Here is a 16,248-nt window from a genome sequence, read left to right on the forward strand (position 1 = left end):
ACAAGAGCGGCAAGGGCTGCCTTGATCGCGCGGGTACGAGGCGCCGGGATGTCTACCCTTAGCCCGCTGTTTGAGGCTCAGCGGCCATGGTCATTCACGGGTTCACGGCCTGATCGTCGTTTCTGCCGCCGGTTTCAGCCGCCTCCGCCTGTGCGATCTCGGCGGCGGCGATATCGCCCCTGCTGATCTCCACCGTGTCGGCGATGCGCGCCTCCGCGGTCTGCTTCACATGCGTCGCGAGGGCCGGCAGGCGTTCGAGCAGGGCGTGAAAATCCTGGGCGTCGAGCGCGAGCAGCCGGGTCTTGCGCATCGCCGTCACGGTGCCGGAGCGATTGGTGCGCTTGAGCAGGGCGATCTCGCCGAAGAAGGTGCCGTCGGACAGCCTGACCCGCTGGTTCGGCAACTCGATCTCCACCTCGCCTGCGGTGATGAAATACATCGAGGAGGCGACTTCGCCGCGGCGGACCAGCACCTCGCCCTGCTCGATGGTCTGCGCGCGCAACAGCCGCATGATGTCGGCGATTTCGGCGGCGCGAAGACGCGAGAACAGCGGCACCCGGGCCAGCATGCCCCAGGTGACGACGAAGTCGCGCCGGCGTACCTCGTCGGCGAAAGCGGTCGAGACGATCGCGACCGGCAGCGCGATCATGGCGAAGCCGACCACGATCGCGAACACCGTGACGATCTTGCCGAGCGGCGTCACCGGAATCACGTCGCCATAGCCGACGGTGCCGAGCGTGACGATTGCCCACCACATCGCGCTCGGGATGGTGCCGAACTTGTCCGGCTGGACATCGTGCTCGATCGCATAGAGCAGCGAAGCGAACACCAGCACCGCGCCGGTCAGGATCACGACGCAGCCGACCAGCGTGCGCCGCTCCGCATGCAGCGCCGCCAGCAGCGAGCGCATCGCCGGCGAATAGCGCACCAGCTTCAGGAACGGCAGCATGCCCGATAGCACCACCGCGGTCTTGTCGCCCAGCATCAGCGCGATCGCCGATGGCACGAAGGCGATGAAGTCGATGATGCCGAAGCTCGAGAACACATATTCGAGCCGCGCCCGTGCGGCGGTCGTGGCGTGCAGGGAGTGACCGGCCGCGCTCCAGATCCGCACCGCGTATTCCACCGCGAAGACAATGATTGCGGCGATCTCGATGGACGTGAACAACGCCCCAAACCTGGCGTCGAGCTCCGGCACCGACGCCAGGACCGCCGCCACCACGTCGATCCCGATGATGAGAACGAGCACCCGGACCAGGCGCGCGCCGCGCGTATACGGCAGATGGTCGTGCTCGAGCAGCTCGTAGAGCCGGTCCCGCAACTCAGGGGCACCGGTCTCGCGCTTGCCCGGCATGGTCAATTAGATCGTGATGCGGTCAGACGGAATCGCATCACGATCTCATCTCTCTGTTTGAGCATGATCTCCTCGGAAAACCGGTTTCCACTTTTCCGGACCATGCTTCTACACGCCAGCGAGCGCTTGTTCGATTGCCGACAGCGCCGCATTGGCCTTGGCGCCGTCAGGCCCTCCAGCCTGCGCCATGTCGGGCCGGCCGCCGCCGCCCTTGCCGCCGAGCGCCTCCGATCCCTTGCGCACCAGGTCGACGGCGTTGAAGCGCGAGGTCAGATCAGCGGTGACGCCGACCACGATGCCGGCCTTGCCGTCCTCGGTGACGCCGACGATCGCGACCACGCCGGAGCCGATCTGCTTCTTGCCGTCATCGACCAGGCTCTTCAGGTCCTTGGTCTCGACGCCCTCGACGGCGCGCGCCAGCAGCCTGACGTTGCCGACCTCGCGGACGCCCGCGCCCCCGCCGTTCGAGGCGGCGCCGCCGCCCATCGCGAGCTTCTTGCGCGCATCCGACAGGTCGCGCTCGAGCTTCTTGCGCTCTTCCATCAGCGAAGCGATGCGCGCCGGCACGTCGTCGATCGACGTCCTCAGCTCCTGCGCCGCGGCCTTGGCGAGCGCGATGGTGTCGTTGGCGTGCTTGCGGGCATAGCTGCCCGTGAGCGCCTCGATGCGGCGGACGCCGGAGGCGACAGCGCTTTCGTTGGTCACCGAGATCAGGCCGATGTCGCCGGTGCGCCGCACATGGGTGCCGCCGCACAATTCGACCGACCAGCCGAGCGCATTCTGGCCCTGCTCGCGCGGGCCCTTGCCCATCGAAACCACGCGGACCTCGTCGCCATACTTTTCGCCGAACAAGGCGCGGGCGCCGGCTTCGCGGGCGTCGTCCACTGCCATGATGCGGGTGGTGACCTCGTCATTCTCGAGCACGACGTCGTTGGCGATGTCCTCGATCCGGGCGAGTTCCTCGGCCGTGATCGGCTTCGGATGCACGAAGTCGAAGCGCAGCCGATCGGGCGCGACCAGCGAGCCGCGCTGGGCGATGTGATCGCCGAGCACCTGCCGCAGCGCCTCATGGATCAGGTGCGTCGCCGAGTGGTTGCGCCGGATCGCCGAACGCCTGGCGTGATCGACGTCGAGCTGCAGCGCAGCGCCCGCCTTCAGCGTGCCCTGCTCCACCGTGCCGATGTGGACGAAGAGATCGCCGGCCTTCTTCTGGGTGTCGTTGACGCGGAAGGTGACGCCCTCGCCGGTCAAGACACCGGTGTCGCCGACCTGGCCGCCGGACTCCGCGTAGAAGGGCGTCTGGTTGAGAACGACAGCGCCGCTCTCGCCGACCTTGAGGCCGTCGACCTCGTGGCCGTCCTTCACCAGCGCAGCGACCACCCCCTCGGCACGCTCGGTCTCATAGCCGAGGAATTCGGTCGCGCCGAGCTTCTCGCGCAGCGGGAACCATATGCTCTCGGTCGCGGCCTCGCCGCTTCCCGCCCAGGCCGCGCGCGCCTTGTCGCGCTGCCGCTCCATCGCGTCGGTGAACGACGCCTGGTCCACGCTGATGCCGCGCGACTTCAGCGCGTCCTGGGTGAGGTCGAGCGGGAAACCATAGGTGTCGTAGAGCGTGAAGGCGGTGTCGCCGTCGAACATGTCGCCCTTCTTCAGGCCCGCGCTCTTCTCGTCCAGAATGGCAAGACCGCGCTCCAAGGTCTTGCGGAAGCGAGTCTCTTCCAGCCGCAGCGTCTCTTCAATCAGTTTCTCAGCGCGCACCAGTTCCGGATAGGCCTGGCCCATCTCGCGCACCAGCGCCCAGACCAGGCGATGCATCAACGGCTCGCGCGCGCCGAGGAGCTGCGCATGGCGCATCGCGCGGCGCATGATGCGGCGCAGCACGTAACCGCGACCTTCATTGGAGGGCAGCACGCCATCGGCGATCAGGAACGAGGAGGCGCGCAGATGATCGGCGATCACGCGCAGCGAGGCCTTCTGCTCGCCCTTGGGATTGGCGCCGGTGAGGTCGGCGATCGCCCGGATCAGCGAGACGAACAGGTCGATGTCGTAATTGTCGTGGACTCCCTGCAGCACGGCGGCGACGCGCTCCAGCCCGGCGCCGGTGTCGATCGAGGGCCTCGGCAGCGGATTGCGCGCGCCGCCCTCGAGCTGCTCGAACTGCATGAACACGAGATTCCAGATCTCGATGAAACGGTCGCCGTCCTGCTCGGCCGAGCCGGGCGGGCCGCCCCAGATCTTGTCGCCATGGTCGTAGAAGATCTCCGAGCACGGACCGCAGGGGCCGGTGTCGCCCATCTGCCAGAAATTGTCAGCCCCGGCGATGCGGATGATGCGCGACTCCGGCAGGCCTGCGATCTTCTTCCAGAGATCGAAGGCCTCGTCGTCGTCGATATAGACGGTCGCCGTCAGCCTGTCCTTGGGCAGGCCGAATTCCTTGGTGACCAGGTTCCAGGCCAGCTCGATCGCGCGATCCTTGAAGTAGTCGCCGAACGAGAAGTTGCCGAGCATCTCGAAGAAGGTGTGATGGCGCGCGGTGTAGCCGACATTGTCGAGGTCGTTGTGCTTGCCGCCGGCGCGCACGCATTTCTGCGAGGTGGTGGCGCGCTGATACGGCCGCTTCTCGACCCCGGTGAAGACGTTCTTGAACTGCACCATGCCGGCATTGGTGAACATCAAGGTCGGGTCGTTGCGCGGAACCAGCGGCGAGGACGGCACGATCTCGTGGCCGTTCGCGGCGAAGAAATTCAGAAAGGTCGACCTGATGTCGTTGACGCTGCTCATAGCCATCCAACCGGAAAAAGGGCCCGGAAACCGCCACAAAAGGGTTAATCTTCCGGCCGAACGCTTTTAGACAAGGCGCACGGCGGTGTCCAGAAACTGTGCAGGCACATCATAGGCTTGCCGCGGTCGCGTAAAGTGCCGTTGATAGTTGCCGCGGCCGCGTTGACAGCCTTGGCCGCGCCGTGTTTCCCTCCTATCTGTTATCAGTCACGTCGGGAGAGACCGGCCTTGAGCCGGCGCCGAAGGAGCAACCGCCCCGGAAACTCTCAGGCAAAAGGACCGCGTGACCACTGACATCTGGAAAGAGGCGTGTGAGGCTTCAAGCCGCCCGCGCCCGCCGACGGGATAATACTCTCAGGCAAAGCGACAGATGGGGCTTTTGGGTTTCCAGGGGGATGGTCCCCGAGGGAACCGCGAGGGCCCTGCAATGCTTGCGCGAGACGTATCCGAGCTCAAACGCACTCCCCTCCATGCGCTGCACCTTGCCCGCGGGGGCAAGATGGTGCCGTTCGCGGGCTACGAGATGCCTGTGCAATATCCGGCGGGGGTCCTGAAGGAACACCTTCATACGCGCGCGTCGGCCGGGCTGTTCGACGTCTCCCACATGGGCCAGCTCGCGCTGCGGCCGAAATCCGGCAAGGTGTCGGACGCGGCGCTGGCGCTGGAACGGCTGGTGCCGCAGGACATCCTTGGCATCGCGCCGGGACGGCAGCGCTACGCCCAGTTCACCAACGACGAGGGCGGCATCCTCGACGACCTCATGGTGGCGAATTTCGGCGATCACCTGTTCCTGGTGGTGAATGCCGCCTGCAAGGCCGAGGACGAGGCGCACTTGCGAAAGCATTTGTCCGACGCCTGCGAGATCGATTCGCTGGCGGACCGCGCGCTGATCGCGCTGCAGGGGCCGAAGGCCGAGACGGCGCTGGCGAAATTTTGTGCAGACGCGGCATCGATGAAGTTCATGGATGCTGGCCCGCGCCGCGTCGGCGATTTCGACTGCTTCGTCTCCCGCTCCGGCTACACCGGCGAGGACGGGTTCGAGATCTCCGTTCCCGCGGCGCAGGCCGAAGCGCTGGTGACGCGGCTGCTCGACGATCCGGGCGTGCTGCCAATCGGGCTCGGCGCGCGCGACAGCCTGCGGCTGGAGGCCGGGCTCTGCCTCTACGGCCATGACATCGACACCACGACGACACCGGTCGAAGCCGCGCTCGAATGGTCGGTACAGAAAAGCCGCCGCAAGGGCGGTGCGCGGCCTGCCGGCTTTCCGGGCGCGGACAAGATCCTCGATCAGTTCGAGCATGGCGCGCCGCGCCGCCGCGTCGGCCTGAAGGCGCAGGGACGCGCGCCGGTGCGCGAGGGCGCGCCGCTGTTTGCAGATAGCGCCTCGGGTGAGGCGATCGGCAAGGTCACGTCCGGCGGCTTTGGCCCGAGCCTCAATGCGCCGGTCGCGATGGGCTATCTGCCCATTTCGCTCGCCGGCATCGGCACCACGGTTTTTGCGGAGGTGCGCGGCCAGCGCCTGCCGCTTGCGGTCGCTGCGACGCCTTTCGTTCCCAACACCTATAAACGCTAGAGGACACTTTTGATGACGACGCTCTACACGTCCGACCACGAATGGCTCCGCATCGAAGGCGATGTCGCCACCATCGGCATCACCGACTACGCGCAGCAGCAGCTTGGCGACGTCGTGTTCGTCGAACTGCCGAAGGTCGGGCGCACGCTGAAGAAGGCGGAAGCCGCCGCCGTCGTCGAATCCGTGAAGGCGGCCTCCGATGTCTATGCGCCGATCTCGGGCGAAGTGCTCGAGGTCAATGATGCGCTCACGGCCGAGCCCGCGCTGGTGAACTCGGACGCCGCCGGCAAGGCCTGGTTCTTCAAGATCAAGATCGCCGACAAGAGCGAACTCGGCGGCCTGATGGACGAAGCCGCCTACAAAGCCCACACCGCCTGAAATGATGATGAGGCTCGCTGCAACCGCACACACTCCGTCATCGTCCGCGAAAGCGGACGATCCAGTACGCCGTGACGTCTCGGTTCAACCACTGACGTCAGTGATTGCTGGATGCCCCGCCTTCGCGGGGCATGACGGGGAATGCGGGGCATGACGGGGAATAATGAGGATCAGCCCATGAACGCGCCGTTCAAACCGACCAGTGAAGCTGCCGCCACCTTCGTGCGCCGCCACATCGGCCCCTCCCCGCGCGACGTCGACGCGATGCTGGAGACGGTCGGCGCGAAAAGCCTTGCCGCGCTGATGGGCGAGACGCTGCCCTCATCGATCCGGCAAAAGGCGCCGCTCGATCTCGGCCGCGCGCTGAGCGAGACCGAGGCGCTGGGCCACATGAACGAGCTCGCCGCGCAAAACCAGGTGTTCACCTCGCTGATCGGCCAAGGCTATTCCGGCACGATCCTGCCGGCGGTGATCCAGCGCAACATCCTGGAAAATCCGGCCTGGTACACGGCCTACACGCCCTACCAGCCCGAGATCAGCCAGGGCCGGCTGGAGGCGCTGTTCAACTTCCAGACCATGATCTGCGACCTCACCGGGCTCGACGTCGCCAACGCCTCGCTGCTCGACGAGGCGACTGCGGCGGCCGAAGCGATGGCGCTCGCGGAGCGGCACTCGCAGGTGAAGGCGAAAGCATTCTTCGTCGATCACGAAGTCCATCCGCAGACGCTGGCGGTGCTGCGCACCCGCGCCGAGCCGCTGGGCTGGAGCCTGATCGTCGGCAATCCGCTTACCGACCTCGACCAGGCCGATGTGCTCGGCGCCGTCCTGCAATATCCTGCTACGTCGGGCGCGGTGCGCGACCTGCGGCCTGCGATTGCCGCGCTGCGGGCCAAGGGCGCGCTCGCGATCGTCGCCGCCGACCTCTTGGCACTGACGCTGCTTGCTTCGCCGGGCGAACTCGGCGCCGACATCGCGATCGGCTCGGCGCAGCGCTTCGGCGTGCCGATGGGCTATGGCGGCCCGCATGCCGCCTACATGGCGGTGCGCGATGCGCTGAAGCGCTCGCTGCCCGGCCGCATCGTCGGGCTATCCGTGGATACGCGCGGGATGCCCGCCTACCGCCTGGCGCTGCAGACCCGCGAGCAGCATATCCGACGCGAGAAGGCGACCTCCAACATCTGCACCGCGCAGGTGCTGCTCGCCGTGATCGCCTCGATGTATGCGGTCTATCACGGCCCCGAAGGCCTCACTCATATCGCGCGCAATGTGCATCGCCGCGCCGCCGTGCTGGCGGCGGGATTGCGCAGGCTCGGCTTTGCGCCCAAGAGCGAGGCGTTCTTCGACACGCTGACCGTGGAGGTCGGCGCAAAGCAGAACGAGATCGTGGCTCGTGCGCTCGCGGAGAAGATCAATCTGCGCGTCGGCCAGGGGATCGATCAAGGCACGCTCGGCATCGCCGTCGACGAGACCACGACATCGGAGGTCGTCGAGGCGGTGTGGCGCGCATTCGGCGGCAAGCTCGCTTACGCCGACGTCGAGACCGGCGCGCGCGAGGCGCTGCCGACGGAATTGAAGCGCACCACCGCGTTCCTCACCCATCCCGTGTTCCATGCGCACCGCTCCGAGACCGAACTGTTGCGGTATATGCGCAAGCTCAGTGATCGCGACCTCGCGCTCGACCGCGCGATGATCCCGCTCGGCTCCTGCACCATGAAGCTGAACGCGACCACGGAGATGGTGCCGCTGACCTGGCCCGCCTTCGGCAGCCTGCATCCGTTCGCGCCGGCCGATCAGGCCAAGGGTTATCACGCGCTGTTCGCGCGATTGGAAAAGTGGCTCTGCGACATCACCGGCTATGACGCGGTGTCGCTGCAGCCGAATTCGGGCGCGCAGGGTGAATATGCCGGCCTGCTCGCGATCCGCGGCTATCACGCCGCGCGCGGCGAGGACCATCGCAGGATCTGCCTGATCCCCTCCTCCGCCCACGGTACCAATCCGGCGTCGGCCGCGATGGTGGGCATGGAGGTCGTGGTGGTCGCCTGCGACGCGCGCGGCGACGTCGATGTCAATGATCTCCGCGCCAAGGCGGAGAAGCATTCGGCAAATCTCGCAGCCGTGATGATCACCTATCCCTCGACGCATGGCGTGTTCGAGGAGCACATCAGCGAGATCTGCGACATCGTGCATCAGCATGGCGGACAGGTCTATCTCGACGGCGCCAACATGAATGCGCAGGTCGGGCTGTCGCGGCCGGGCGACTATGGCGCCGATGTCAGCCATCTCAATCTGCACAAGACGTTCTGCATCCCGCATGGCGGCGGCGGCCCAGGCATGGGCCCGATCGGCGTGCGCGCGCATCTGGCGCCTTATCTGCCCGGCCATCCCGCGACGGACGGCGACACGCCGCACCCGGTCGGGCCGGTGTCGGCGGCGCCGTTCGGCTCGGCGTCGATCCTGACCATCTCCTACATCTACATCCTGATGATGGGCGGCGAAGGCCTGACGCGCGCCACCGAGATCGCGATCCTCAATGCCAACTACATCGCGGCGCGCCTTAACCCGCATTTCCCGGTGCTGTACCGCAATGCCAAGGGCCGCGTCGCGCATGAATGCATCGTCGATCCGCGGCCGCTAAAGACCTCGGCCGGCGTCACCGTCGACGACATCGCAAAGCGCCTGATCGACTACGGCTTCCACGCGCCGACCATGAGCTTCCCGGTGCCGGGCACGCTGATGATCGAGCCGACGGAATCGGAATCCAAGGCCGAGCTGGACCGTTTTTGTGATGCCATGATCGCGATCCGCCAGGAGATCGCCGCGATCGAAAGCGGCCGCTTCAAGGTCGAAGCCTCGCCACTCCGCAACGCGCCGCACACCGTGCACGACATCGCCGATGACGGATGGAATCGCGCCTACAGCCGCACCGAGGGCTGCTTCCCCAACGGCGTCTCGCGGTCAGACAAATACTGGAGCCCGGTCGGCCGCGTCGACAACGCCTACGGCGACCGCAACCTGGTGTGCTCCTGCCCGCCGGTGAGCGATTACGCGCAAGCCGCGGAGTGACGTGACGCGGTCACGGGGTGTACAAAAGCGCGCATCCGCATTTCCGTCGCGCAGCGAGGTCCATACGCACGAGATCGTAGCCGGACGAACTTGTCAGGATCAGCCGTTTCATTGGTCCCCTCGGCTCCTACTGAGAAACAAAACGGGCGCCGAAGACGTCGGCAACTCAACGTCCCCAGCGCCCGCTTTCCGCGAAGAAATCGGATATTTCGAAAAACTTACTCCTCCGCCGGCTCCTCGCCGTCGGCGTCGCGCTCGGGGGTGCCGGCGAGGATCTGCTCGGCGATCAGGCCGGAATTCTGCCGGATCGCAAGCTCGATCTTGCCGGTGATGTCGGGGTTCTGTCGGAGGAACGCCTTGGCGTTCTCGCGGCCCTGGCCGAGCCGCTGGCTGTCATAGGAGAACCACGCGCCGGACTTCTCGACAATGCCGGCCTTGACGCCGAGGTCGAGGATCTCGCCCATCTTGGAGACGCCCTCGCCATACATGATGTCGAATTCGACCTGCTTGAAGGGCGGCGCCAGCTTGTTCTTCACCACCTTCACACGCGTGGTGTTGCCGACCACCTCGTCGCGCTCCTTGATCGCGCCGATGCGGCGGATGTCGAGACGGACGGAGGCATAAAACTTCAGCGCATTGCCGCCGGTGGTGGTCTCAGGCGAGCCGTACATCACCCCGATCTTCATGCGGATCTGGTTGATGAAGATCACCATGGTGTTGGACTTGTTGATGGAGGCGGTGAGCTTGCGCAGCGCCTGGCTCATCAGGCGCGCCTGCAGGCCGGGCAGCGATTCGCCCATCTCGCCCTCGAGCTCGGCCTTCGGCACCAGCGCCGCCACCGAATCGACCACCATCACATCGACCGCGCCCGAGCGCACCAGCGTGTCGCAGATTTCCAGCGCCTGCTCGCCGGTATCGGGCTGCGAAATCAGGAGCTCGTCGATGTTGACGCCGAGCTTGCGCGCATAGACCGGGTCGAGCGCATGTTCGGCGTCGATGAAGGCGCAGATGCCGCCCTTCTTCTGGGCCTCCGCCACCGTATGCAGCGCCAGCGTGGTCTTGCCCGAGGATTCCGGCCCGTAGATCTCGACGATGCGCCCCTTCGGCAGGCCACCGACGCCGAGCGCGATGTCGAGCCCGAGCGACCCCGACGATACCGTCTCGATATCCATCGAGCGGTCGTTCTTGCCGAGCTTCATCACCGAACCCTTGCCGAACTGGCGCTCGATCTGGGATAGCGCGGCAGACAGAGCCTTGGACTTATCCATAGAGGATCCTTCAACGATACGCAGGGCAGTGGCGGACATTGGATGTGCTCCTTATGACGGGGATTCGCTAGCGGGAAATACGGGGCAGATCAGGATTCGATGGCTATCGCGTTGGAAAATTCTGTACCACCTTTGTTCCATGTTCGCAATATGTTCTTTTCGGAGATTGGGTGGTGTCCGCATTTAAACCATCAGCGGTCCCATGCTGATTTTTGCAGGAACTGTTTCCATGCAGGTTCCTTGCTGGCGTTCCAGAAAGGAGACGACAATGGGAAAACATAAGGGGGATCAGGCACACAGATGGTTCTTAGCGGCCAACTCCACCGTCCCTATTTCCCCTCGCCGCGTGTCGGACAGTGACTAATCCTCAGATCGCGATAGCCTGCCTCATAGGTGTTGTTTTGGTAGCCGGCCTCTTTGTGGCCGATGCGTACTCAAGGTGCCGACAGGAGCATGGCGCCGAGTACAAGTGCTTCCCGATCGGGAGAAGGCTCGTCCGTTAGTTGTCCTAATTGCCGCCGCGAGCGTCTAACCAGTAGATCACCCCATTTTCGCAAACGGGCGCGTTGATCGCGTCGTCGGTTCATCTTTGAACCAAACCCGCGCTCCCGAGTTGCCGTTCATCACCGGCAGCGGATCTATCCCCGTGGGCGTCGGTGGCTGAGAGACCAATCGCGCTCCCGCCTGCGCAAATCCGGGAGCGCGTGCGATGATTGGTTCGCGCACTTATATCCTTCGTCCGTACCGGGCACAGGATGACGTAATTACCACCCGCTCGCGCGAGATCATCGCGGAGTCCTTCGAACTCCTCAAGCAAACCGGAAAGCCCGACACGTTCCTGGGGCGTCAAACCTTTGAGCCGTTCCCGAAAGAGGACGACAACCCGTAGTTCTCCGACCAGGAACGAAGTTCCTTTGGATCTCAATACAAGTTAGCGGCTATCCTGGTTTCTCTCTTTGTGAGGGAGCATCGATCCCGTTCCGGAATTGTCTTTCAGACAGATCAGAGCGGGAAACTGCCATGACAAACACGCTGCAAGACCCGAGCTACTGGCGAGAGCGAGCGGAAGAGACCCGCAGCAAAGCGGAGTCGTTTGCGTATCGTAGTTCGCGCGAGAGATTGCTCAAGATCGCGGAAGAATATGATCGGCTGGCCATCTACGCCGAGCAATGGCAGTCGCAACATTAAGGCCGCGCCGGTCCGCTATAGAACGCTCGCGAATATTCGCGCCAAGGACCGATGGTCGCAGCACGATCGGTTCTCCGCCCTCAAGCAAATCGGCAACCGCTGGCGCAGAACCTAAAGTCTCCATCGATCAGCTCGATAGCTTCGCTGCGATGACAGCGATGGTCTGTGACTGAACTCCACAGGCGCGCATCAGGTGCTGTCATACCGATTGCGCCTGCGCCGGCGCCGTAGTTCCCCGGGTAAGAACAAAGTTCCGTCAAAATGTTCGCGATTTGGTGCATCCGCCCGACAATGCTGGGGTTTTCGCACGGCCCGCTGTCGACGGTATCCCTCCACGCCTTCTGATCGCACAAGGTCGTGCCAGCGCGCTTCTCCAAGCTGAGCGTCGGCAACACGCCCCAGCGGAACTGCCCGAACTTTGGGAGAAATATGTAGTCCGCCGGGAACGGCCGGAGTCGGCCGATGTTAACCTGCGTTAAACTCGGGGACGGCGAATTGGTAGGGTCGGGAATACCGGAGCGAGCGATCGGAGCGCGCCAAGGCGGCAACCGTCCTTCGGCGGATTCCAATGTGGCGCAACCTTTCGTCCAGCCTGCAATGCCGCCGGGTGTGCGCGGAGCCTGCAGATGATCCATAAGGGCGTGGAATATACCGTCACATTGGCGAGCCCCGGAGTCTGGACGTGGCAGTTTCAGATCGGCGATACAATCAAAACCGGCAAGACTGAGGCGAAGCTTCAATTGCTGGCAATCCGGCGGGTCCAGCTACGCATCGATCGCGAATTGAAGAAGGTCAGCCGTGAGGCGAGCGGCACCGAAGACTCGTCACTGCGCTGACAGCACTCCCGTAAATAACCGGGATTGATCTTTCCAACGCCAAGGACTCCACTTCCCGCTCCCAGTGGGTTGCCCGTCGGCGGCCTTGATGCGCCGGTGCCGTCTCATGCCGCTGTTCTTCTTTCGCATCCGAACCGCTGACGGCGCCCGCGTCTGCAATGACGGCGCGGAGTTTCCCGATCGGGACGCGGCCTGGAAGGAAATGACCCGCGTCTGCGCCGACATGATCAGCGGCGTGTCGCGTCATCTTCAGGAAAACGCGGAGTGGCAGATAGAGCTGCTGGACGAGACCAAGAGTCCGGTTTTCCGGATTCGGCTGGTCGCGAAAACGCTGGACTGAAGCGTTTTCCAGCGAAGTGAACGCCGGCTCGCACAAAGAAAATGCGTCAAAGTAAAGAATCTGGAGCTTCCGTTCTGCTTCAATCAGAACACTGTTCGCAGCTTTGGGTCCGGCGCTTCAGTCGGCGCTGGCAAGACGCCGCATCGTGAATTCGATCCTGTCGCCGGGCAATTCGCGCCAGCTTTCCACCGCGCTCATATAGGCGGCCTTGGGATACCGGTTCAGGAAATCACGCGCCTTCAGCCGCGCCTCGTCGCGCGGCAGGGTGAACGTCTCGCGCAGGAAGCCGTCGCCCTGCTTTCGCCGGGCGGCCATTCGGCTCGCAAGATCACGCGGACGCAAGGCCATGTCGCAATTCCAAACCAGGTGACGACCGGCCAAATATAGGGCGAGCGGAGACCGAATCCGAGTCTCCGCATGCCGCCGGCTACTGCTGCGCGCTGCCGGTCTTGGTCTTCGGCTTGGCCGGGGTGGCTGCCTTGGGAGCCTCGCTCCGCACGGTCCCCCATGGATCGGATGAGGTCTTGGCGTCGGGAATCTTCTTCAGCGATTCCCTGTAGGCCTTGTCCCTGACCGCGTCCTGCTCGAGCTCGTCCGGCGTCTTCGTCGGTCCATCCGCAAGCAGGTTGATATGGGGGGTCGATATTTGCGCGTAGGCCGGCGTTGCCAGCAACGCCACGACAGCCATGGCGCCCAGAATTCTCATGAGATGCTCCCGTACTACTCCCCTGGGGATCGGCTTGGCGTATACCCCGCCGAGGCCGCCTCGCCAAGCAGGCCCGGACCTGATCGGCCTGCAGGACTTGGACCCTCTCCCCGCGATAACGCTCATCGGATGCCAAAAGTCTGGCAATTTCAAGCCGGCCCGCCCTGCTGTTCCCTTCCGGAAAAGGCCCTCTAGAATGCATCGCAATCATCGTCCAGGGAGAGGAATACGCGCCCATGCAGCAGGAAGAGGTCACGCAATTCGGCATCGATGACGCACGGCGGGTGCTCGGCGAGGTATTTGCGCCCTGGGTGCTCGATCTCAATCTCTCGATCGAGCGCTTCGATGTTGCGCCGCCGCGGGAGGCCGGTCCCGATTGGCAGCCCGGAGCGATCTTGCGCATGCCGTTCTCCGAACGGCTGTGCCGAAACGGCGGCGTCGTCTGCGGTCAGGCGCTGATGGCGTTCGCGGATACGTCGATGGTCATCGCCAACCTCGCCGCCAACCGCAGCTATCGGCCGATGACCACGGTCGATCAGACCACGCATTTCATGCGTGCGGTGAACGCCGCGGACGTGCTGGCGGACGCACGCGTCGTCCGCCTCGGCCGCACCATGAGTTTCGGCCGCGTCACGCTGCTCTCCGCCACCGACAACAAGCCGGTGGCGATGGTGTCGAGCGCGTTCGCGATGTTGTGACGCTCAGTGCACATCGCGTCGACGGCGCCAGCGCCATACGACAGCCGTCATCACCACGAGAACAAGCATCGCTGAAATCGCACCGCCAAGGATGCGGCCGCCCGGACGGTCGATCGTGCGCGACCACAGCGAGGGCGCCTCACCCTGCCGCGGCAGACGGAAAGCCACCACGCTGTCGCCGATCGTCGTGCCCGCTTCCGAATGGCCGCCGGCGCCGATCACGACATATTGCTCGCCCTTCCACAGATAGGTCATGGGATTGGCGACGCCTGGCACCGGCAGCCGGCCCTGCCACAACTCCCGGCCACTCCTGGCATCGAACGCGCGCAGATAAGCATCCATCGCGCCGGTGAAGACGAGCCCGCCCGCGGTGACCACGACGCCACTCACCAGCGGCGTGCCCCAGGAGAATGCGATGCCGAGCGGCGCGAGATCCTCCGTCGTGCCGACTGTCGAACGCCAGAGAACCTTGCCGCCTCTCAGATCGACCGCGACCATCTCGCCCCAGGGCGGCTTGTTGCACAACAATCCGAGTGGTGACGTCACCAACGCGCGCGACATCGCGAACGGCGCACCCTGCTGCCGGCCGAAATCATGGCCCGGCGGCGGACTGAATCCGGCCGCCTGCTCGCGCGGGATCAGTTTCACGAGGTGCACGCCGCGGCTGACATTGGCGTAGAGGATCTGATGCACCGGATCGAACGCGACGCCACCCCAGTTCACGCCGCCGCCGGTGAATGGAAACAACAGCGTGCCCTGCACCGATGGCGGCGTGTACAGCCCCTCGCTGCGCGCGCCTGCGAACTGCTCCTTGCAGGCGGCGCGGCCGACAAGAGCAAACGGATCGAACGCGTCGTCGACCGAAATCTTCTGCGGCACCAGCGTCGGGACATGGGTCGGGAACGGCTGCGTCGGCGAAGGCCGTTCGCCCTCCGCTGCGGCTTGCGGCACCGCGCGTTCCTCGACCGGCCACACCGGCTTGCCGCTATTGCGGTCGAGCACGAACACAAAACCCTGCTTGGTCGGCTGGATCACGACATCGCGCATGGCTTCGCTGACATCGATCCGCGCCAGCGTCGGCTGCGCCGGCAGGTCGTAATCCCAGAGATCGTGATGCACGGTCTGGAACGACCACACCGGTTCACCCGTCTCGACGCGCAGCGCGACGACGGAGTTGGCATGCTCATTGTCGCCGGGGCGCCTGCCGCCCCAGAAATCCGGGCTCGGCGACGACGTCGGCAGGAACACTAGGCCGCGCCTTTCATCTACCGACATCGGCGCCCAGACGTTGGCGTGGCCTGCCTCGATGCCGTCATGCCGCAGCGGATCAAAATTCCAGCGGGGCGCGCCGCTGCGCGCATCGAAGGCGCGCACCACGCCGCGCGGCGCATCGACACGGCGGTTGTCGCCGATCGCGGAGCCGACCACGATCACGCCGCGGCTGATCACCGGCGGCGAAGTCACCTGAAACTCGCCCGGCCATTCCAGTGCCATGCCGATCTCGAGCTTGACCTGGCCACCATGGCCGAAACCGGCGCAACGAGACCCGTTCTTCGCATCGAGCGCGATCAGCCGGGCGTCATTGGTGCCCATGAAGATCCGCGATCGGCAGACGGTGCCTGCAGGCGCGCTGTCGTCGACCCAATAGGTGACGCCGCGGCAGACGTAACGATTGGCGGGACGCTGACCGGTGCTGATGCCGGGATCAAAGCGCCATTTCTGCGCACCGGTCCCGGGATCGAGCGCGATCACCTCGTTGAACGGCGAGCAGAACACCAGGCTGTCCTCGACGAACAGTGGCGTCGCCTGGAATTTCGTCCGCCGCATTACGTCCGGCGGCCGCCGGGCGAGATCGCCGGTCCGGAATTCCCAGGCGCGGATCAGATTGGCGACATTGTCTGGCGTGATCTCTTTGAGCGATGAGAAGCGCGATCCGCCGGGATCAGCGCCCCAATGCTCCCATGCGAGGGCCGGCGTCGCGAGACACAGCACGGCAAGCAGGCGGAGCAGATGGCGCATGACATCCCGCTGACGATGCGGCCATCGACAATGGCTGCCGCATC

General features: G+C 64.8%; 14 protein-coding genes and 1 riboswitch. Of the genes, 8 read left to right on the forward strand and 6 right to left on the reverse strand.

What is annotated here, in order from left to right:
* Positions 1-94: 94 nt before the first annotated feature.
* A complete protein-coding gene (locus I6F35_RS20020; protein ID WP_225119388.1) occupies positions 95-1,354 on the reverse strand; it encodes a cyclic nucleotide-gated ion channel in 1,260 nt (419 codons plus the stop codon).
* 108 nt (positions 1,355-1,462) lie between these two features.
* Positions 1,463-4,135 carry an alanine--tRNA ligase gene (gene alaS / locus I6F35_RS20025; RefSeq protein ID WP_225119389.1) on the reverse strand — a complete coding sequence of 891 codons (2,673 nt, stop codon included), beginning with the start codon at positions 4,133-4,135 and terminating at the stop codon, positions 1,463-1,465.
* 203 nt (positions 4,136-4,338) lie between these two features.
* A riboswitch (glycine riboswitch) is annotated at positions 4,339-4,426 on the forward strand.
* A gap of 136 nt (positions 4,427-4,562) precedes the next feature.
* Between alaS and gcvT the strand changes: the two genes are divergently transcribed.
* The 3 genes from gcvT to gcvP all read left to right on the forward strand — a co-directional run bounded on the left by gcvT (position 4,563) and on the right by gcvP (position 9,149).
* Positions 4,563-5,708: a glycine cleavage system aminomethyltransferase GcvT gene (gene gcvT, locus I6F35_RS20030; RefSeq protein ID WP_225119390.1), complete on the forward strand. Its 1,146-nt coding sequence runs from the start codon at positions 4,563-4,565 to the stop codon at positions 5,706-5,708.
* A gap of 12 nt (positions 5,709-5,720) precedes the next feature.
* Positions 5,721-6,086 carry a glycine cleavage system protein GcvH gene (gene gcvH, locus I6F35_RS20035; protein WP_225119391.1) on the forward strand — a complete coding sequence of 122 codons (366 nt, stop codon included), beginning with the start codon at positions 5,721-5,723 and terminating at the stop codon, positions 6,084-6,086.
* A gap of 177 nt (positions 6,087-6,263) precedes the next feature.
* On the forward strand, positions 6,264-9,149 hold the full coding sequence (gene gcvP, locus I6F35_RS20040) for an aminomethyl-transferring glycine dehydrogenase (protein WP_225119392.1): 2,886 nt from the start codon (positions 6,264-6,266) through the stop codon (positions 9,147-9,149).
* Positions 9,150-9,367: 218 nt separating this feature from the next.
* Here gcvP and recA read toward each other — a convergent pair whose 3' ends face one another.
* A complete protein-coding gene (gene recA, locus I6F35_RS20045) occupies positions 9,368-10,456 on the reverse strand; it encodes a recombinase RecA (RefSeq protein ID WP_225119393.1) in 1,089 nt (362 codons plus the stop codon).
* Positions 10,457-11,126: 670 nt separating this feature from the next.
* On the opposite strand from recA, the gene I6F35_RS20050 reads away from it, so the two are divergent.
* The 4 genes from I6F35_RS20050 (at position 11,127) to I6F35_RS20065 (ending at position 12,781) form a co-directional block, all read left to right on the forward strand.
* Entirely contained in the window at positions 11,127-11,306 is a 180-nt protein-coding gene (locus I6F35_RS20050; RefSeq protein WP_225119394.1) for a hypothetical protein, read from the forward strand.
* Between the two features lie 131 nt (positions 11,307-11,437).
* Positions 11,438-11,605: a hypothetical protein gene (locus I6F35_RS20055; protein ID WP_225119395.1), complete on the forward strand. Its 168-nt coding sequence runs from the start codon at positions 11,438-11,440 to the stop codon at positions 11,603-11,605.
* A gap of 626 nt (positions 11,606-12,231) precedes the next feature.
* The gene (locus tag I6F35_RS20060) at positions 12,232-12,441 is read left to right on the forward strand and encodes a hypothetical protein (RefSeq protein ID WP_225119396.1); all 210 of its coding nucleotides are present in this window, start codon (positions 12,232-12,234) and stop codon (positions 12,439-12,441) included.
* A gap of 106 nt (positions 12,442-12,547) precedes the next feature.
* Positions 12,548-12,781: a hypothetical protein gene (locus I6F35_RS20065; RefSeq protein ID WP_225119397.1), complete on the forward strand. Its 234-nt coding sequence runs from the start codon at positions 12,548-12,550 to the stop codon at positions 12,779-12,781.
* 117 nt (positions 12,782-12,898) lie between these two features.
* On the opposite strand, the gene I6F35_RS20070 is transcribed toward I6F35_RS20065, so the two are convergent.
* Together I6F35_RS20070 and I6F35_RS20075 are read right to left on the reverse strand one after the other, a co-directional pair.
* Complete coding sequence (locus I6F35_RS20070; protein ID WP_225119398.1) at positions 12,899-13,129, reverse strand: hypothetical protein; 231 nt, start codon at positions 13,127-13,129, stop codon at positions 12,899-12,901.
* A gap of 79 nt (positions 13,130-13,208) precedes the next feature.
* The gene (locus tag I6F35_RS20075) at positions 13,209-13,487 is read right to left on the reverse strand and encodes a hypothetical protein (RefSeq protein ID WP_225119399.1); all 279 of its coding nucleotides are present in this window, start codon (positions 13,485-13,487) and stop codon (positions 13,209-13,211) included.
* A gap of 236 nt (positions 13,488-13,723) precedes the next feature.
* Between I6F35_RS20075 and I6F35_RS20080 the strand changes: the two genes are divergently transcribed.
* On the forward strand, positions 13,724-14,185 hold the full coding sequence (locus I6F35_RS20080) for a PaaI family thioesterase (protein WP_225119400.1): 462 nt from the start codon (positions 13,724-13,726) through the stop codon (positions 14,183-14,185).
* Between the two features lie 3 nt (positions 14,186-14,188).
* Here the strand turns inward: I6F35_RS20080 and I6F35_RS20085 are convergent, their stop codons facing one another.
* A complete protein-coding gene (locus I6F35_RS20085; RefSeq protein ID WP_225119401.1) occupies positions 14,189-16,204 on the reverse strand; it encodes a pyrroloquinoline quinone-dependent dehydrogenase in 2,016 nt (671 codons plus the stop codon).
* Positions 16,205-16,248 lie beyond the last annotated feature (44 nt).

Source organism: Bradyrhizobium sp. BRP22 (assembly GCF_020194175.1).
In the GTDB taxonomy this organism is placed as follows: domain Bacteria; phylum Pseudomonadota; class Alphaproteobacteria; order Rhizobiales; family Xanthobacteraceae; genus Bradyrhizobium.